The 18,459-nt window shown below is 69.4% G+C and carries 14 protein-coding genes; 5 read left to right on the top strand and 9 right to left on the bottom strand.

All coding sequences use genetic code 11. The features are described 5' to 3' along the window. Window positions 1-29: 29 nt before the first annotated feature. Together AX690_RS07895 and AX690_RS07890 are read left to right on the top strand one after the other, a co-directional pair. Window positions 30-659, top strand: coding sequence for a DUF998 domain-containing protein (locus AX690_RS07895; protein ID WP_082769559.1), 630 nt, complete (start codon window positions 30-32; stop codon window positions 657-659). 22 nt (window positions 660-681) lie between these two features. Continuing rightward, on the top strand, window positions 682-1,218 hold the full coding sequence (locus AX690_RS07890; protein WP_066686835.1) for a hypothetical protein: 537 nt from the start codon (window positions 682-684) through the stop codon (window positions 1,216-1,218). A 17-nt stretch (window positions 1,219-1,235) separates the two neighbouring features. On the opposite strand, the gene AX690_RS07885 is transcribed toward AX690_RS07890, so the two are convergent. Genes AX690_RS07885 through AX690_RS07875 form a run of 3 tightly spaced genes read right to left on the bottom strand, consistent with a single transcriptional unit; the run spans window position 1,236 to window position 3,898 of the window. After that, on the bottom strand, window positions 1,236-1,571 hold the full coding sequence (locus tag AX690_RS07885; RefSeq protein WP_066686838.1) for a hypothetical protein: 336 nt from the start codon (window positions 1,569-1,571) through the stop codon (window positions 1,236-1,238). A 58-nt stretch (window positions 1,572-1,629) separates the two neighbouring features. Then, complete coding sequence (locus AX690_RS07880; protein WP_066686860.1) at window positions 1,630-2,205, bottom strand: YbhB/YbcL family Raf kinase inhibitor-like protein; 576 nt, start codon at window positions 2,203-2,205, stop codon at window positions 1,630-1,632. Between the two features lie 52 nt (window positions 2,206-2,257). Continuing rightward, a complete protein-coding gene (locus tag AX690_RS07875; RefSeq protein ID WP_255357060.1) occupies window positions 2,258-3,898 on the bottom strand; it encodes an oleate hydratase in 1,641 nt (546 codons plus the stop codon). Window positions 3,899-3,955: 57 nt separating this feature from the next. Between AX690_RS07875 and AX690_RS07870 the strand changes: the two genes are divergently transcribed. Continuing rightward, a complete protein-coding gene (locus AX690_RS07870; RefSeq protein ID WP_066686843.1) occupies window positions 3,956-4,309 on the top strand; it encodes a thiol-disulfide oxidoreductase DCC family protein in 354 nt (117 codons plus the stop codon). 3 nt (window positions 4,310-4,312) lie between these two features. Here the strand turns inward: AX690_RS07870 and AX690_RS07865 are convergent, their stop codons facing one another. The 4 genes from AX690_RS07865 to AX690_RS23240 form a co-directional block, all read right to left on the bottom strand. Beyond that, on the bottom strand, window positions 4,313-5,338 hold the full coding sequence (locus AX690_RS07865) for an AI-2E family transporter (RefSeq protein WP_066686846.1): 1,026 nt from the start codon (window positions 5,336-5,338) through the stop codon (window positions 4,313-4,315). A gap of 94 nt (window positions 5,339-5,432) precedes the next feature. Beyond that, window positions 5,433-5,609: a hypothetical protein gene (locus tag AX690_RS23245; RefSeq protein WP_197426811.1), complete on the bottom strand. Its 177-nt coding sequence runs from the start codon at window positions 5,607-5,609 to the stop codon at window positions 5,433-5,435. Window positions 5,610-5,727: 118 nt separating this feature from the next. After that, a complete protein-coding gene (locus AX690_RS07860; protein WP_066686862.1) occupies window positions 5,728-6,348 on the bottom strand; it encodes a TIGR02466 family protein in 621 nt (206 codons plus the stop codon). A gap of 115 nt (window positions 6,349-6,463) precedes the next feature. Then, window positions 6,464-8,161 carry a hemerythrin domain-containing protein gene (locus AX690_RS23240; protein ID WP_197426810.1) on the bottom strand — a complete coding sequence of 566 codons (1,698 nt, stop codon included), beginning with the start codon at window positions 8,159-8,161 and terminating at the stop codon, window positions 6,464-6,466. A gap of 229 nt (window positions 8,162-8,390) precedes the next feature. Between AX690_RS23240 and uvrC the strand changes: the two genes are divergently transcribed. Continuing rightward, complete coding sequence (uvrC, locus tag AX690_RS07850; RefSeq protein ID WP_066686864.1) at window positions 8,391-10,304, top strand: excinuclease ABC subunit UvrC; 1,914 nt, start codon at window positions 8,391-8,393, stop codon at window positions 10,302-10,304. A 132-nt stretch (window positions 10,305-10,436) separates the two neighbouring features. Here the strand turns inward: uvrC and AX690_RS07845 are convergent, their stop codons facing one another. Then, window positions 10,437-11,597 carry a DUF1624 domain-containing protein gene (locus tag AX690_RS07845; protein ID WP_066686849.1) on the bottom strand — a complete coding sequence of 387 codons (1,161 nt, stop codon included), beginning with the start codon at window positions 11,595-11,597 and terminating at the stop codon, window positions 10,437-10,439. 50 nt (window positions 11,598-11,647) lie between these two features. Here AX690_RS07845 and AX690_RS07840 point away from each other — a divergent pair, with 50 nt between their 5' ends. Continuing rightward, the gene (locus tag AX690_RS07840; protein WP_066686853.1) at window positions 11,648-13,708 is read left to right on the top strand and encodes a TonB-dependent siderophore receptor; all 2,061 of its coding nucleotides are present in this window, start codon (window positions 11,648-11,650) and stop codon (window positions 13,706-13,708) included. 37 nt (window positions 13,709-13,745) lie between these two features. Here the strand turns inward: AX690_RS07840 and AX690_RS07835 are convergent, their stop codons facing one another. Next, window positions 13,746-18,185, bottom strand: coding sequence for a M10 family metallopeptidase C-terminal domain-containing protein (locus tag AX690_RS07835; RefSeq protein WP_066686854.1), 4,440 nt, complete (start codon window positions 18,183-18,185; stop codon window positions 13,746-13,748). Window positions 18,186-18,459: the final 274 nt, after the last annotated feature.

Below are 18,459 nucleotides of genomic sequence, written 5' to 3'. Positions count from 1 at the left end.
AGCCTCCCCTTCCCCCAGAGGCCCTCCCCTTGCTCCGCACCGGCGCTTTCCTGAAGATCGGCGTGATCGCGCCGGCCGTGATGGTGGCCGACGTGTGGATCGCCCAGCGGCTTTTCCCGGGCTTCGACGCCGGCGCGCAGTTCATCAGCGAGCTGGGCGGACCGGCCGCGCCGATGCCCGAGGTCTTCAACATCGGCATGGTCATCGCCGGCGTCGCGGGCCTGTTCGCCGGCGCCGGCTTCACCCACGCGCTTGAGCACGCCGGCGGACGCCGGGCGGTCTCGGCCTTCGCGGGCCTGTTCGTGGCGCTGACGGGCCTGGGCGCGGTCTTCGCCGGAATCTTCCACTGGCCCGATCCGATGCACCGCGCCTGCGGCGTGGGCCTGGCCATCCAGTTCGCGCCGCTGTTCACCGCCTGGGCCCTGTGGGGTCGGCCAGAGCACCGGCGCCTGGCCAACTTCTCGCTGGGCTGGTTCTTCGGGCTTCTGCTGGTGTTCGCCCTGCTGACCGGCGTCTGGAACGTCCGCACCGGCCACGACGTTGGCTACTGGCAGCGCGGCCACGCCTTCCTGGGCCTGCTGTGGCTGGCGGTGGCGGCCTGGACCCTGGAGCGGCACTGGAAGGCCGTCAGGGTCAGCGCCGAGCCCGCGGCCGCCTGACCACCCCCAGCGGGAGACCGCCATGACCGGACACCCTCGCGCGGCCGCCGCCGCGCTGGCCGCCCTGACTCTCGCCGCCTGCTCGCCCAGGCCCGCCGCGGACAAGACCGAGCCCGCGCCGGACGCGCCCACCCCGACACCCGCCGCGCCGCCGGCCGCTCAAAGCGCCACGGTCGGGGGCGACGGTTCGCCGATCCAGCTGTCGCCCCTGACCGCCGCCGACCGCGAGGCCAATCCGCTCGAGGGAGAATTGGGCTGCGGCTTCAGCGCGGGCGGCCCGGGGCCGCTGCTGATCGCCATGGGCGTCGTCGGCTCGCGCGATCCCGCCTTCGGCCTGGTCAAGGTGGGCGACTATGTCGAGCGCGTCGCCGCGCCCGGCGGCTTCGACGGCATGCTGAAGGGGGCGACCTTCAGCGGACGGGGCAAGACCGTGACCATCGCGGTGACCGGTCCGGCGCGCGGCGGCGGTGAATCGCCGCCCAGCCCCGCCACCCTCACCTACGACCGGGCCGACGGCGCCCGCCGCGTGATCGAGGGCGAGTGGACCTGCGGACCCTAGGGGGAGAACGACGCGCCCTAAGCCCGCTCGCCCAGCAGCACGCGGCGGATGTCACCGCCCGAGCGCGACAGCAGCACCAGCAGGTAGATCGACAGGAACAGCATCCCGCCGAACACGGCGACGCCGCCCAGCGCCAGGGCCGCCGGCTTGAAGCCGCCGCGCCACGCGACCCACAGGCCCGACAGCAGCAGGAAGCAGAAGAAATCCAGGTTGAACTGGCCCGGCCAACCCATCGCCGCCATGTCGCCGAAGAAGATCGGCAAGAGGTTCCAGCCATGGTTGGCGATGGTCACGCTGGTGTAGCCGACGATCGCCACCAGGCACGCCAGCAGGAACAGTCTGAACAGCGTCATGTCGCGCCCTCCCCGCTCGGGAGCATGGCGCCACGCCGCGAGGGCGTCGAGGCCGAGCTTAGGCCGGCGACGCGTCCGCCCTCTCGTACGTCGCCACCATCAGGCCGTCGGCCAGGGTCTCGCCCTTCAGGGCGTTGAGCAGCACGTCCAGCGGGGTCTCCGGGCCAAAGGTCAGGCGCTCGGCCAGGGCGAAGATCTGGAACTGGTAATGGTGCGCGCCGTGGCCCGGCGGCGGCTTGGGGCCAAACCAGCCGATCGAGCCGCTGTCGTTGCGCCCCTGGGTCGCGCCGCCGATCAAGCCGAGGCTGGGCTCGGCCGGGAGGCCCTCGGGAAGGCTGGTGGCCTCGCCAGGGATGTTCCAGATCAGCCAGTGGATGAACGGCCGCTCGCGCGGGGCGTCGGGATCCTCGACCACGATGGCGTAGGCGACAGCGCCCTCCGCCGGCGTCCAGACCAGCGGCGGCGAGATGTTGTCGTGATAGGCCGAGCAGCGGTCCTCCAGGCGGCCCTCGAGGTCCTGCGCGGTCGTGGTCAGGACGATGGCGCGATCGCCGTCCGGCCCGAACGGCGCGACCTTCTGGATGCTGATCGCTTCGCCGGAATGCTCGGGCGTGGACGCGGGGGTGTGGGCCATGACGGTCTCCTTTTCGAGAACCAAACCCCCGGTCCTTCGGCCAAGTTTCGCCTCAGCGCATCGCCTTGGCCACCGTGCGCAGCAGCACCTCGGGCGCGTGGTCGTGGCGGGTGATCGGCGGGATCGAGCGGTCGACGCCCTTCAGCTGGTAGACCGCCATCTGCGCCGCCCGGACCGAATATTCGACCGTGAAGACCACGTCGTCGGGGATCTCCACGAACTGGCTGACGAAGGCCAGGTTCACCGAGGTCTCCGGGACCGGCAGAGGGCGGTCCTCCTTGCGGCGCGGCATGAACATCGAGGTGATGTAGGGCAGCCGGCACGGCACGCAGGTCGTGTCCTCGAAGACCTCCGGCTCCAGGCCCAGATGGCCGCACAGCTCCCGCAGGATCTCGCGGCCGCCGCACTGGCTCATCGGCTTGGCGACGAAGTCGCCGACCCGGTCGGGATGCAGGGCGTAGCCCCAGAACACCGACCAGCCCTTCGGCTGATCCAGGAAGTGCGGCTGGTGGTACAGCACCACCGACATCAGCCAGCGCGAGTCCTTGAAGGTCACCAGGCCGCCGGTCCCGGCCTCATTGCCGCTGAAGGCCTTCATGGCGTCGAAGAACTTCGGGTTGCGGCAGGTGACCGTGAACGACTCCCACAGGCTGCGGCCGATCTGGGTGTTGAAGGCGGCGGGATTGCCGAACTCGGGACGGCCGGCGGCGATCTTCTCCCACAGCGTCCAGCCCTGGCTGTCGGCCTTGGTCATGGCCGGCGGCGGAGCCTCCATGGTCCCGAGGCTCGTGGCGTCGGTCATCGAGCCGTTCTGGCAGAAGACGAGGTCGTCGGCGGCCACGTCCACCGTCTCGACCTTGCCCGCGCGGTCCAGGGTCAGGCGGGTGACGCGGTGGCGGCCGGCCTCGGTAGCGATTTCCATGTCGGTGACGACCGTGTCGCCGACGAAGTTCACCCCGCGCTCGCGCAGCCAGCGCTCCAGCGGCACGACGATGGCGTCATACTGGTTGTAGACCGTGCGCTTGACCCCGCCGAGCGTCTCGATGCGCGGGAACTCGTTCATGAAGCGATGGAAATAGCGCTTCAGCTCGACGGCGCTGTGCCAGGGTTGGAAGGCGAAGGTCGTCTGCCACATGAACCAGAAATTGGTCTCGAAGAAGGGCGGCGACAGCCAGTCGGTGATCGGATCATCGCCCAAGGTCTCCTCGGGCGTCTGCATCAGCCGCACCAGCTCCAGCCGGTCCTGCATGGAAAAGCCCAGGTGGGTCACGTCGACCTTGTGCAGGTTGCGGTCGACCAGCCTTGCTTGGGAGTGAGCGACGACCTCCTTGTTGAAGGCGACGGTCTGCTCGCGCACCGTCTGGCCGGGCGCGTCGACGCTGGGAATGGTCGAGAGCAGGTCCCAGGTGCACTCGTAGTGGTCGGTCGTCAGCATCCGCCCGCCGCGCAGCGAGTACGAGCCGTCGGGCAGGCGCGAGCCGTCCAGCGAGCCGCCGAACACCTTGGGATGCTTCTCGTAGATCGTGATGTCCGCGCCGGCGACGGCCGCGTCACGGATCAGGAAGGCGGCTCCGGCCAGGGCGCCGATACCGCCGCCGACGAAATAGTGCTTCATGACCCTGATCCTTCCGTACGCTTGATCGTGGGCGGCCTTCTCCGCCTTCGCCCCGCCGCGCGCCTTGAGGCGGGTCAACGATTGACGCGCGGGCGCGGCGGGCCCACCTCTAGAGACAGTCTGGAGGGCGTACCGATGGCTCAGGTGACGGTTTGGTTCGACGGCGCGTGTCCGCTGTGCGTCCGCGAGATCGCCCTGATGCGCCGGCTGGATCGGCGCGGCGCGATCAGCTTCATCGATGTTTCCAGCGAGGACGCCAGTTGCCCGATCGACCGCGCCGACCTGCTCGCCAAGTTCCACGCCAATGAGAACGGCCAGCTGCTGTCGGGCGCGGCGGCGTTCGCGGCCATGTGGCGGGCGATCCCGGTGCTGCGGCCCTTCGGCCTGCTGGCGCGGCGGCCCTGGGCGCTGAAGGCGCTGGACGCGCTCTATCGGCGGTTCCTGCGCGTTCGGCCGAAGCTGCAGCGGCTCTTCAAGCAGAAGGCCTAGGCCCTACTCCGCCGCCTCCATCGGGGTCGGGTCGCCGTCGTGCGAGATCAGCACCGCCAGCCAGCGCAGGTCCTCGTACTGGGCCAGGGCGTACATCAGCGCCAGGGTCAGCGGGATGGCCAGGAACGCGCCCGGCACGCCCCACAGCACCGTCCACATGCCGACGGCGATCAGGCTGGCGGCCGGGTCGATGTTCTGGCTGTCGGCCTGCATCTTGGGCAGGACCAGGTTGCCGACGATCGACGAGACGATCTGGATGCCGACGAACACGATGATCGCAGGCGTCAGGCTGGGAAACTGCAGAAGGGCGAACAGGGTCGGCCCGACGCTGCCGGCCAGCACCCCCAGCACCGGCAGATAGGCGAACAGGAAGATCACCAGGCCCCAGAACAGGGCGTTGTCCAGGCCCACCGCCATCATGACCACCCAGGAGCCGATGGCGATCATCAGGCCGGTGATCGACTGGACGTACATGTAGCTCTCGACGCCCGAGAAGCTGCGCTCCAGCACCGTGGCCAACCCCCGCCCGCCGCGCGCGGCGACGATCTGGTCGACGCGCTTCTCGATCATCGGCTTGGACAGCAGCAGAAAGAACAGGAAGATCAGGGTCAGGCCCAGGCCCGCCGAGGCGTCCTGGACGCTGCCCAGCAGGCGATCGGCCAGCGGACCCAGCTCGACCTTCTGGGCCAGGGCCTCCAGGCTCAGCCGCCCGCCCGGCGCGGGGATCGTCGCCAGCAGCTGGTCGATCCGCTCCAGCATGGCCGGCATCTTGAGCACGATCCGCGAGGCCCCCTCGATCACCACCGCCATGCTGGCGACGATGATCCCGCCGACGATCACGGCGGTGATGGCGAACACCATCCAGCGGCGCGCCTTGGGCAGCAGGCGCACGACCCGCTCGCTCAGCGCCATGATCAGGATCGCCAGCACCAGCGCCAGGGTGAACGGCCACAGCACGGCGCGGAACACGTACAGCAGGGCCGAAGCCATGGCGAAGTTCACCAGGAACGATGTGCCGGGTTTGGTCACGAGGCCTCCGCGGGATTATCCTCCGCGCGGATAACACTTCCCCAGCGGCAAGCGCTACCGTCTAGGGTAGCGCCCCCGGGCGAAAGCCGTCAGCTTAAGCGGTGGCGTCCTGGAGCTCGCCCTCTTCATGGGCCTTGGCCCTTTCCGCCTTCTCCCGCTCTTCCTTCTTGGCCTGATCGTGGTGCCACTTGATGGAGAAGAACATCCCAACGCCAAGCACGATGATCTTGAACGGGAAGAAGACGAACGGAAACCAGTCTGCCCAGGTCAAGGCGTTACTCCAGAACGGCGTCGAAGAACGACGCCCGTCGTCTTCCTAAGTCGCCAGGACCTCTACCGATTTCATCCTCTTGGGTGTCCTGGACAAAGTGTCCAAGCGCGGCGCCCGCCTACCGCCAGGCGTAGTTGAAGCTGACGCTGATGCGCTGCTCGTCGGCCTGGTTGGGCGTCACCTCGTGGCGCAGCCAGCTCTCCCACATCAGGATCGTCCCGGACGCGGGCTGGACGTAGACGAACGGCTGCAGCGCCTCGGGCGCGTCGGCCAGGCGATTGGGCGCGGCCATCATCATCGGCAGGCGCGGATCCTCGAACTTCAGGGCCGAGGCGCCCGGCGGGATGGTCACGTAGATCGTGCCGGAGATGACGCTGTGCGGGTGGATGTGGCCGGTGTGCTGGCCGCCCGGCTCCAGGATGTTGATCCAGAAGCTGTCCATGACCAGCTTGCCGGCCCCCAGGTCGAAACAGAGGTCCTTGGCGAAGGCCGCGGCGTGCTTGTCGAGCTTCTTCTTCAGCTCGGCGAACAGGCTGTCGCGCAGCGGCAGGTCGTTCAGCGAGGCGTAGGAGGTGTAGCCCAGATAGCCCTTGTTATAGGCCCAGGCTTGGCCGGCCTCGTCCTCCTCGGCGATGGCGACGCAGGCGTCGTGCAGGTCGTCGATGAAGGTCTCGAAGCCCTTCTCGCCGGCGAGGCTGGCTTGGTAGATCGGGGTGGCGAAGAGCGTGCGCGTGGTCATGGCGCGCGTCATAAGGCCTTACCGGCCGCAGGGGAATTCGCTTTCGGGCCAGATGCGACGACGCGCCCGCGGCGATAGCCGCGAGCGCGCCACCAGACGTCGCTAGGCTATCGCCCTAGCGCCGGTCTTCCCAACCCCGTCGGGCCGCCTCGGCGTGACCTTCGCTGTCGCCGAACCAGCCGCCCTGGCTTCGGCCGCGACCGCCGCCGCTGGCGCCGCCGCTGCTCCGGCCGCGACCGCCGCGGTCATCGTCGTCACGCCCGCCGCGCGAGCGGTAGCCGCTGTCGCGGTCTTCCCAGCCCTTGCGGGCCGCATCGGAATGGCCTTCGCTGTCGCCGAACCAGCCGCCCTGGCCTCGGCCGCCATCACCGCCGCCGCCACGGCCGCCGCGGTCGTCATCGTCGTCGCGTCCGCCGCGCGAGCGGTAGCCGCTGTCGCGATCATCCCAGCCCCTGCGAGCGGCCTCCGAATGGCCCCGGCTGTCGCCGAACCAGCCGCCCTGGCCGCGACCGCCGCGATCATCGTCACCGCCGCCGCGCGAGCGGTAGCCGCCGCGGTCGTCGTCGCTGGTGAAGCGGCCGTATTCGTCGCGGTCGCGGTCATTGCCGCGCGAGCGGTAGTCGCCGCCGCGATCATCCTCGTCCCGGCCGCGACGGGCGGCGCGGGCGTGGCCCTCGCTGTCGCCGAACCAGCCGCCCTGGCCGCGACCGCCGCCGCTGCTGCGACCACCGCGTCCGCCGCGATCGTCGTCCTCGCTCATGAAGCGGCCGTATTCGTCGCGCTCGCGGTCATTGCCGCGCGAGCGATAGCCGCGATCGTCATCGTCGTCGCGGAAGCTGCGGGACTCGCCGCCGCCGCGCGTCTCCCAGCCCCGGCGCGAGGCTTCCGAGTGACCCTGCGAGTCGCCGTACCAGCCGCGACCATCGTTGTCGTCGCGTCCGCCGCGCGAGCGGTAGCCGCCCCGATCGTCGTCCCGGCCGCCGCGCGACCGCCCGCGGTCGTCGTCGCTGGTGAAGCGGCCTTGTTCGTCGCGGTCTCGACCGCCTTGCTGTCTGGCCATGTATTCCTCCTGTGGTTGGCCTTCGGAGAGTTCGGAAAGGTCGAGCGACACCAGGGCGGTGGGCCACGGGGCCCCTTGCCGCTGGGTCAGCTCGTCCTTGCGCTGGCGCAGCTCGCGCCCCAACGCCTGGGTGTCGACGCCCGCCGCCTTGGCCTTGGCGAAGACGCCCGAACCGGCCTTCTCCTCCTCGGCCACGTGATGCCGGACCTGTTCGGCCAGCACCTTCAGCTTGGCGTCGCGATAGGGATCGCTGTCGTCGCTGTCCAAGAGATCGGCGATCAGCACCTTGGCGCCGTCGTGCTCGACCTGCGCCTCGTTCAGCGGCTCCTCGTCGGAGGCGGCCTCGCGGCAGGCGGGATAGAAGATCTCCTCCTCCAGCCGCGTGTGCAGGATCAGCTCTCCGCAGATCTCCTCGATCAGCTGGCTCTTGCGGTCCGACGAGGCGGACTCGTAGGCCTTGAACAGCGCGTCGACCTTGCGGTGATCGGCTTTCAGCAGCTCGATGCCGTCGGTGGTGTTCTGACCTGTCGCATTCTGGCCGGCGGAGGCTTGAGCGCTCTGCCCGCCGCCTTGCTGGCTCTCGCCAGCCTTGCTCGCGTTTGAAGCGCCCGATTGGGAGCCGCCCGACGATGACGCGCTCGCCTGGGTTCCGGCGGTGTCGGCGGTCTTCTTGTCCTCGGCCTTCTTGCCGTTGTCGGCGGTCGCGGCGGCGGTCGTCGCCGAGGCCGATTGGGTCTCTTCCTGCTTGGCCATGGGGCCTCCCCGGTCTTGATGAAACCCGGGATCGCTCTCTGGTCGGCCAGCGCGCCGGGTCACCGCAAGAACGGGAGGCCGCGGAGGCTCGCTCCTCGTCATATCAAATGTAATTAATTGAAAACGCTACTATAAATCGCGCCTGAGCTTGCCGCGCGAGCGTCGCCAGGAGCGCTGCTGACAGCGGATGTCAGGCCTGGAGATCGCCCGAACGCGCGGACTCGCCTATATGTCGGACGTGACCGATACGACGACCGAAACGCCCCCGTCTCCCCGCCTGACCGGCGCCGCCCTGATCAAGGACGAGGTCACGCGCCTGCCCGACGCGCCCGGCGTCTACCGCATGATCGGCGAGGGCGACGAGGTGCTCTATGTCGGCAAGGCCAAGAGCCTCAAGAAGCGGGTGATCCAGTACGCCCAGGGCCGCTTCCACACCAACCGCATCGCCCACATGGTCGACGCGACGCGGTCCATGGAGTTCGTCACCACCCGCACCGAAGCCGACGCCCTGCTGCTCGAGATCAACCTGATCAAGTCGCTGAAGCCGCGCTTCAACGTGCTGCTGCGCGACGACAAGAGCTTCCCCGAGATCGTCATTCGCCGCGACCACGACGCCCCGCAGCTCCGGAAGCACCGCGGCGCCCACACGATCAAGGGCGACTATTTCGGTCCGTTCGCCAGCGCCTGGGCGGTGAACCGCACCTTGAACACCCTGCAGAAGGCCTTCCTGCTCCGCTCGTGCAGCGACAGCGTCTACGAGACGCGCGACCGGCCCTGCATGCTGCACCAGATCAAGCGCTGCGCCGCCCCCTGCACCGGCCTGATCGGCAAGGACGACTACCAGGCCCTGGTCGACCAGGCCGAGGCCTTCCTGCGGGGCAAGTCCCGCGCGGTCATCGCCTCGATGGCCAAGCAGATGGAGGAGGCCGCCGAGGACCTGGAGTTCGAGCGCGCCGCCCGCCTGCGCGACCGCATTCGCGCCCTCTCGGCCGTCGCCCAGGAGACCCAGATCAATCCCGAGACCGTGGACGAGGCCGACGTCGTGGCCCTGCACGTCGAGGGCGGCCAGGCCTGCGTGCAGGTGTTCTTCTTCCGCGCCGGCCAGAACTGGGGCAACCGCGCCTACTTCCCGCGGATCACCGGCGCGGCGGACGAGAGCGAGGAAGAAGGCGTCACCGAGGAGCAGCGGATCATCACCGCGTTCCTGGGCCAGTTCTACGACGACAAGCCGATCCCGCGCCTGATCCTGACCAATGTCCAGCCGGCCGAGAGCCAGCTTCTGTCCGAGGCCTTCGCGCTGAAGAGCGGCCGCAAGGTCGAGATCAGCGTCCCCAAGCGCGGCGAGAAGGCCGACCTCGTCTCCCACGCCCTGACCAACGCCAAGGAGGCCCTGGGCCGGAAAATGGCCGAGGGCTCGGCCCAGACCAAGCTGCTCGCGGGCGTCTGCGAGGCCTTCAAGCTGGAGGCCCCGCCCGAGCGGATCGAGGTCTACGACAACAGCCACATCCAAGGCACGAACGCCGTCGGCGGCATGATCGTGGCCGGGCCCGAAGGCTTCATGAAGGGCCAGTACCGCAAGTTCAACATCCGCTCGACCGACCTCACGCCTGGCGACGACTACGGCATGATGAAGGAGGTGCTGAAGCGCCGCTTCGCCCGCCTGGTCAAGGAGGAGGAGGAAGGCGACAGCGACAACCGCCCCGACCTCGTGCTGGTCGACGGCGGCAAGGGCCAGCTGGACGCGGCGCTGGAGATCATGGCCGACTTGGGCGTCGACGACATCGCCGTGGTCGGCGTCGCCAAGGGCCCGGACCGCGACGCGGGCCTGGAGCGCTTCTTCCTGCCTGGCCAGCCGCCCTTCATGCTCGAGCCCAAGTCGCCGGTGCTCTACTACCTCCAGCGCCTGCGCGACGAAGCCCACCGCTTCGCCATCGGCGCCCACCGCACCCGCCGCAGCATGGACCTGAAGAAGAACCCGCTGGACGAGATCGAAGGCGTCGGCCCGGGGCGCAAGAAGGCCCTGCTCCACGCATTCGGGTCAGCGAAGGGCGTGAGCCGGGCGAGCGTCGAGGATCTGGTCAAGGTCGAGGGCGTGAGCCAGGCGCTGGCGGAGCGGATCTTCGGGTTCTTCCGCAAGGGGTGAGCTTCCCTCTCCCCCTTGCGGGAGAGGGTGGCCCGAGGGCCGGGTGAGGGGGCGCCGGCCTGACCGAGAAACCCCTCATCCGACCTGCTTCGCAGGCCACCTTCTCCCGCAAGGGGAGAAGAACATCCACGCCTACAGATACTTCATCCACCACTGCCCGCTGCGGCGCTTCAGGCCGCCGAACCAGTGGCTGGCCAAGCCGCAAGGCACGGCGACCAGCGCCGCCAGCAGCCAGATCGACGCCACGTTGGGGACGCTGAACAACTCGCCGTGGTTGGGGCCGAGGACGGCTAGCGCGCCGAGGTTCAGCAGGTTCAGGCCGTAGATGTGGACGAGGTAGAAGAACAGCGGCGCGCCGCCGAAGGCGACGAGCACGGCGGTCAGCCGCTCGGGCGCGCGCTCCAGGGCCGCCAGCAGGATCGCGCCAACGCCCAGGGTCAGTAGCAGGAAGTCGGCCGAGGGCGGGTACTTGGTGAGGTTCAGCACGCTCATGACCGTCAGCAGCGGCGTGGCGCCCGGGCTCCAGGGCGTAGGGTCGCCGTAGAGGTTGATCGCGCGCAGGACCGCCAGCAGCGCCAGCGCCCCTGCCGCCAGGACCCGCAGCCGCCGCCGACGCGCGTCGGCCTCCAGCTTGAACCACGGCCCGATCGCATAGCCGAGCGCCGCGACGCCGATCCATGGGAGGATCGGGTATGAGGTCCGCGCCTGGCCGCCCCACGGCAGGTCGATCAAACCCCGGTCGTGCAGGATCGCCCAGAGCACGTGCCCCGGCGCGCCCTTGGGGATGGTGATCGGGTCCAGCAGGTTGTGGCCCAGCAAGATCACGAGGCCGACGGCGATCAGGGCGGGGCGCGGTAGGCGGACCAGGGCCGCCAGCGCGATCATCGACAGGCCGATGGCCCAGATCACCTGCAGATAGACGAGTTTAGGCGTCAGCGAGAACGTCCAGCCGAAGTTCACCAGGGTCACTTCCAGCGCCACCAGGAACAGGCCCCGCTTGAACAGGAAGCCGGCCGCCGCCCCGGCCCCGCCCGCCTTCTGGCCGTATAGCCAGGCCGACACGCCGGTCAGGGCCACGAACACCGGCGCGCACAGGTGCGCCGATAGCCGCGTGAAGAACAGCGCCGGCGACGTCGTCGACAGGTCCATCGGGTCGGAGACCTGGGCGTGGATGAAGAAGGCCTCGCGTGTGTGGTCCACCAGCATCAGCAGCATGACGAAGCCTCTGAGGGCGTCGATCGAGGCGATGCGGCGGGCGGCGGCGGCGGGCGAAGCGATGGGCGTTGACAGCATGGCGTAGCTCGCTTAGCCGATACTTTATAACATTACAACGGAGCCTTTAGTTGCCTCTGCTTTCCAGCTGCGCCGCCGCCTGCCTGCTCGCCGCCGCGGGCGCCGACGCCGCCCCGCCTCCCGAGAGCGCGGTCGACGAGATCGTGATCCTGGGCCGCCGCGCCTATCCGGCCGACGCGACCCTGGGCGCGGGCCCTGTGACGCAACGCATGTCGCCGTCCAGCCGCTCGGTCGAGCACGACCTGATCGAGGCGGTCGGCGCCACGCGCCTAGCCGATGTGCTGGAGTTGGTCAGCGGGATCAGCCAGCAGAACAACCGCGGCGGGGTGATGGACAACTTCGCCATCCGCGGCTTCCTGGGCACCCCCGACGGCGGGGCCGAGTACTATGTGGACGGTTTCCTGGCCAACCGGGGCCTGGCGCCGCCCCGCGACCCGGCCGTGGCCGAGCGGGTCGAGCTGCTGAAAGGTCCGGCCGGCGCCCTGTTCGGCGACATCGACCCGGCCGGTCGCGTCAACATCGTCTCCAAGACGCCGCGCTTCACCCGCAGTCTGGAAGCGACCGCCACGGTGGGGTCGTTTGGCCTGCGTCGAGGCGAGGCGGATGTCGGCGGACCGCTGGGCGAGGCTCTCGCCGCCCGCCTGGTCGTGGCGCGCGAGCATTCGGACGGCTGGCGCGATTATGTGAAGATGGACCGCGCGACGATCGCCCCGTCCCTGACCTGGCGTCCCAACGACCGGACCCGCCTGACCTATGTCGGCGAATGGACCCGCTTCGACACGCCGTTCGACCGGGGTCAGCCGGCGGTGAACGGCAACGCGACCGCCCTGCCCGCCTCGCGCTTCTTCGGCGAGCCCGGCGACGGAGTGACCCACTTCCGCAACCTGCGCCACCAGCTGACCGGCGAAACCCAGCTCAGCGGCGATTGGCGGCTGAGCGGGGGCCTGGCCTGGCGCGAAGGAACGCTGAAGGGCTTCTCCAGCGACCAGTCGCGGCTGGTCGGCGACACCCTGTGGCGCCAGCGCCGCCAGCGCGACTACTCCGTCACCGACATCTCGGCGCGGCTGGAGCTGTCGGGCCGCTTCGACAGCCCGCTGGGCGTCCACCGCCCCACGATCGGCCTGAAGGCCTACAGCCTCGACTACCACGAGGGCCTGATGCGGCGGAATCCCACCGCCACGGCGCCCTATGGGATCAACATCTACAACCCCGTCTATGGCGGCCAGGCCCTGGCCTTGCTGCCGTTCACCGACAACCGCGAGACCCGAAGCGTCGCGACGCTCTACGTCGAGGACCTGTGGGAGGTCACCGACCGCCTCAGCCTGACGGGCGCCCTGCGCTACGACGACTACGTCCAGAAGATCCGCAACCGTCGCACCGGGATCGCCGGCAAGACGACGGGCCATCCGCTGGACTACCGTCTGGCCGCCCGCTACCGCCTGACCGACGCCTGGGCGCTGCACGGCAGCTATGGCCAGTCGTTCGTGCTGAACTCGGGACTGGGCCGCACCGGCGCCGGCTTCGCGCCCGAGCGCGGCAAGGGCGGCGAACTGGGCGTGTCGGGCCACTGGAAGGGCGTGGACCTCGGGATCACCGCCTTCGACATCACCAAGCGCAACATCCTGGCCAACGACCCGGTGGACTCCAACTACCTGGCGCCCGTCGGCCGGCTGAAGAGCAAGGGCGTCGAGGGCGACCTGTCGGCCGAGCTGAGCGACGCCTGGCGGGTGGTGGTCAACTACGCCTACACCCACGCCCGCGCCGACGACACGGCCTTCCCGACGAGCGCCGTGCTGGACGTGCCCAAGCACTCGGGCGGCGCCTATCTGATCGGGCGCTTCCCGACGGGACGCGGGACGGACTGGTCGGTGACCGCCGGCGCGGCCTATGTCGGCGACCGCGCCGGAGCGATCGACGCCAGCGGCCTGCGGCTGCCGTCTTACTGGAAGGCCAAGGCGGCGGTCGACTATGATCTGACCCCGAACGTGACCCTGCGGGCCGAGGTCGACAACCTGTTCAACGAACGCTACGCGGCCAGCTCCTACAGCCCGGTCTGGGTCTATCCGGGCGCGCCGCGGGCCTTCAAGGCGTCGTTGCGGGTGGCGATGTAGAGCAAGGGCGCGCGAGGCTTCCGCCGTCGCGCGCTCCCTACGTCAGGTCCCAAGCCGGCGCCGCCGCTGACGCGCTGGCGCCGGCGGTGATGGCGCCGACGACGTAGTCCTCGAGCGCGCCGTAGTACTTGCCGACGTGGAAGCTGGTTCCGACGCTGAGGACGTAGCCGGCCATGGCGGCCTTGGCGCCCAGGTCGTCGCCGCCCAGGGCGCGGAAGTAGGCCTCCTGGCTCTGGATGTAGCGCAGGGCGGCGGCGACATCGACGCCGGCGCCTTGGGCCTCGCTGGCGCCGATGATCTCGCCATAGGCCTTGGCCACCGCGTCGGCGAAGGTCAGGCCGCCGTACTTGGTCTCGAAGCTGGCGCGGCCCTCGCCGACCTTGCCCAGGTTGACGGCGAAGTTGATGTAGCGGTTCTCGACCGTGAACCGGGCGTAGTAGCCGTCGGTCAGGTCGTTGGGATTGTCGGCGGAGTCGATCAGCCAGGTCATGCCGGCGCGCGACGGCGTCACCCCGGTGAAGAACTTGTAGGCGTCGTGGGCCACGCCCGTGGTCGGGGCCACGGCCAGGGTCAGGCGCTGCTCGAACACCGCCTGGGTGATCTGGCCCGCCTTGAAGGCGGCGAGCGCGGCGTCGATGCTCGCCTGGACCTGGGCCGCGGTGCTGGGGGCCGTGGACCCGTCCGGGAGGGTGATCGTGGCGCTGGCGGTCTTGGACGAGCCGGGCGTGATCGTCAGGCCGCCCAGCGCGAGCGCCACGAAGGCGCTGGCGGGCCGGGCGGTGAGATCGGCCAGGGTAGGCGCCGGCGTGGGCTCGGGCTCGGGCTCGGGCGTGAGAGCGTCAGCCGCGATCGTCACCGTGCGGCTGCCGGCCGTGCTGACATTGCCGAGCGCGTCGGCGGCGGTGACCGAGATGGTCTTGGCGCCCGCGCCCAGGGCGTCGATGTCGGCCTGGGTGACCGCGTAGGTCCAGGTGGTTCCGCTAACGGTGGCGGTCTTGGCGACGCCGCCGATCGTCAGGGCCACGGTCGCGCCGGCCTCGATCGCGCCGCCAAGGGTCAGGCCCGAAACCTCGCCCGCGCTGATCGTGTCGTCGCCGGCCACGACCGCGATGGTCGGAGCGGCCGGCGCGGTGTTGTCGATCGTGACGCTCTGGCCCGCGGCGAAGCCCGACGCGATCGGGTTGCCAGCGGCGTCGGCGACGCCCGTTCCCGAGCTCTTGAGGTCCAGGCGCAGCGTCCCGTCGCCGGTGACCGAACCCAGGGTGACCGTATAGGTCGCGCCCGAACCGCTGACGCCCGTGATCGTCCCGGCGGCGGTCCCCGTGGCGGTCACGATGAAGTCGCTGGCGTCGACGCCGGTCACCGCCTCGCCGAAGGTGACGGTGAACGATTGGCTGGTCGCCTTGCTGACGGCCGCGCCAACGCGGTCGATCGACTGCGCCGAGGGCGCGACGCTGTCGACCTTGACGTTGGCCAGGCCCGGGACGCTGACGCCGGTCAGGGCGGCGTCGTTGCCGCTGGCGTCCTTCAGCGTCCCGCCGTTCAGGACGATCGACGAGCCCAAAGTCACGCCGTCCGTGTCGGCGTTTCCGGCCTGGACGGTGTAGCGGAAGACCAGCGCGCTGGTCCCTGAGCCGCTGACATAGGTCGCGTCCACGGTCCCGCCGGCGTCGAGGGTCAGGGCCAGCTTGGGCGCGCCGGTGACGGTGATCGCCTCGCTGAAATTGACCGTGAAGTTCAGGGCGTCGCCGACCTTGTAGGTGGCCGCAGACGGGCCCGAGGCCGAGCTGACGGTCGGCCCCGCGGTGTCGACCAGCACGCTGGCGGTCGCGCCGACGCCGTTCAGCGTCAGGTTGGCGGCGTTGCCGGCCTGGTCCTTTAGCGTCCCGCCGTTCAGCCCCAGGGCGCCGACCGCGATCCCGTCGGCGTCGGCGTCGCCGCTCTGGACGGTGTAGCGGAACACCAGGGTCGAGCCGCCAGAGCCGCTGACATAGTCGGCCTGGCGGACGGTCGAGCCCACGGTCAGGGCCAGTTGCGGCGTTCCCGTGACGGTGACCGCTTCGTCCAGCGCGACGGTGAAGGTCAGGGCGTCACCGGCCTTGTAGGCGCCCGCCGCCGGGACCGAGACCGAGGTGACGACGGGCGGCGCCATATCGACTCGCGCGCTGGACGCGCCGTTGGCGGTCAGCGAGGCGGCGTTGCCGGCCTGGTCCGTCAGCGTCCCGCCGTTCAGCGTCAGGCCGTTGACGTCGATGCCGCTGGGCGCGTGGTCGCCGGCCTGGATCGTGTAGCGGAAGGTCAGCGTATCGGAGCCCGAGCCGCCGACATAGTCCGCCTGGCGCGTGGTCGAGCCGACGGTCAGCCCGAGCTGCGGCGTCCCGGTGACGACGACCCGCTCCGAGAAGACGAGGCTGAACGTCAGCGTCTCGCCGCTCCGGTAGTATCCCGTGTCCGGAACCACGACCGTATTGTTGTAGGGGCTCACCCCGTCGACCAGCACCGACGAGGTCGCGCCGATGCTGTTCAGGGTCAGGGCGGCGTTGTTGCCCGCCCCGTCCTTCAGCGTCCCGCTGTTCAGGTTCAGAGAGCCGACCGTGATCCCGTCAGCGTCCGTCTCGCCGCTCTGGATGGTGTAGCGGAAGACCAGGGCCGAGGTCCCCGAGCCGCTGACATAGTCGGCCTGACGCGCCGTCGAGCCCACGGTCAGGGCCAGCTGCGGCGCGCCCGTGACGGTGACGGCCTCATCGAAATTCACCGTGAAGGTCAGAGCATCGCCGGCCTTGTAGGTGGCGTTCGTCGGGACCGAGACCGAGCCGACGACGGGCGCGACGCCGTCGACAATCACGTTGCCGCCCGAGCCGACATAGTTCAGCGTCAGGTTGGCGGCGTTGCCGGCCGCGTCCTTCAGCGTGGCGTTGTCCTCCCACAGCATGCCGACGGTGACGCCATTGGCGCTGTCGCCGCTCTGGACGGTGTAGCGGAAGACGAGCGCGTTGCTTCTCGACCCGCTGACATAGTCGAGCTGCCGAACCATCGAGCCGATCGCCACGGACAGCTTCGGCGTCCCGGTGACGATGACCGCCTCGTCGAAACTGACCGTGAAGTCCAGGGTCTCGCCGGGCTTGTAGGTCTTGGGATACGGCGTCGAGACCGAGGTGACCTGGGGCGCGGTCGTGTCGGCCTGATAGCGGATCGTCTGACCGCTGACCGCCAGCTGGCCCAAACCGATCGCGTTGGCGAACTCGATAGTCAGGTCGGCGCCAGGCGTGGCGTCCAGCCCCACATACAGCACGTTGGAGACGCCATTCCAGCCGAAGCCGACCTGACCGGCGGTCAGACCGTTGAAGCCGCTCTCGACGATCACCCCGCCGTTCACGACGTCGCGCAGCTTGATCACGTCGCCCGCGCCGAAATCGGTGATCCGCTTGCCGCCGGTCGCGCCGTCGGAGAAGTCGAAGGTGTCGGCGCCGGCGCCGCCCGTCAGGGTGTCGTTACCCGCCCCTGGCTTCAGCACGTCGTCGCCGCCATTGCCGCGCAACAGGTTGTCGGCCGAATTGCCGATCAGGGTGTCATTGCCCGAGCCGCCATAGACGTTCTCGATCAAGGTGACGCCGCCGCTCAGCGGCGTGGCGATGTTGCCCGGCGGCTTCTTGGTCGCATCGCTGGTGTCGAGCTGGGCGTACTGCCCGCCCAGGTCCGTCCAGCCGCCCGCGCGCAGATCGACCGACAGGTTCGTGGAGTAGCTGGAGAAGTTGAAGGTGTCGTTTCCCCCGCCATCGACCCGCGTCTGGAAGATGACCGCAGCGGTCGGATCGAAGGTATAGGTCGTGTCGCCGATATTGGCGGTCAGCGCATTGCTGTTGGCGCCGTACAGCGCCTGGATCGCGGCGACGTCGTTCGGCATCGGCGAGGAGGGATAGGCGCCGGCGGCGATCTGGCTCGTACCGTGGCCCGCATAGGCGAACTCGCTCATCACCGAGTCGGAGATGTAGACGTCGTTCGAGGTCGGGAAGGCGCCCGCGCTGGCGCTGGGCGACTTGAGCCCCAGCGCTTCGCCCACCGCTCGCAGCGCCCAGAAATAGCTGAAGGCGCCCGGCTGCCCCAGATCCCCCGCCACGATGGCGTCGTTCAGCTGAATGTCGCCGCCTTGCGCCGTGCCGTTCGGAGGCTGAACAACTCCCGCCGCCGGGCCCGCCGATCGATACCGATAGACCGCGATGTCGGCCGCCGCAGGGTCGGAAACCTCGGTGAACGTCACCCCGGCGACCGCGGCCCACCGGCTCATGATGGCCTTGAACGCCGTCTGCTCAGACGAGGTCAGCGCCCCGAACGAGGCGCTGTCGTCCAACGCGTAGCCCAACGCGCTTTCACTGGCGGGGAAGGCGAAGGTGAGGTTTCCGCTTTGCCACTTCGCGCCGGACAGCAGCTGGTCGATATAGCTCGTGCCAGTGGGGCTTACGGTGGTCGTCGCCGTCATGTGGCGCTCCAACTGATGCGCCGCGGCGCCTCAAAGAGGGGCGCGGACGAAACTCTACTCAAAGTGGGGCTTTTCTGGATCGCGCTCGACCTCGTCAAGATTTCCGTCGCGGGAATTATCCACTTTGAGACGCGGGGTCATCGCCCTGAGACGCGGGGTAACAAGCGGTTACGAGATCACAAGGATGCTCTGACCTCGGCGATACTCGGTAAATAGAGTATCAACTTTAGATGGCGCCCCCTGTATGCGCGGAGGTTTGCTTCCATAACGCCCG

The organism is Caulobacter sp. CCH9-E1 (assembly GCF_001556515.1).
Lineage (GTDB): Bacteria > Pseudomonadota > Alphaproteobacteria > Caulobacterales > Caulobacteraceae > Caulobacter.
The sequence above is the reverse complement of the archived record's forward strand: the minus strand, read 5'-3'. Positions and strand labels throughout refer to the sequence as shown.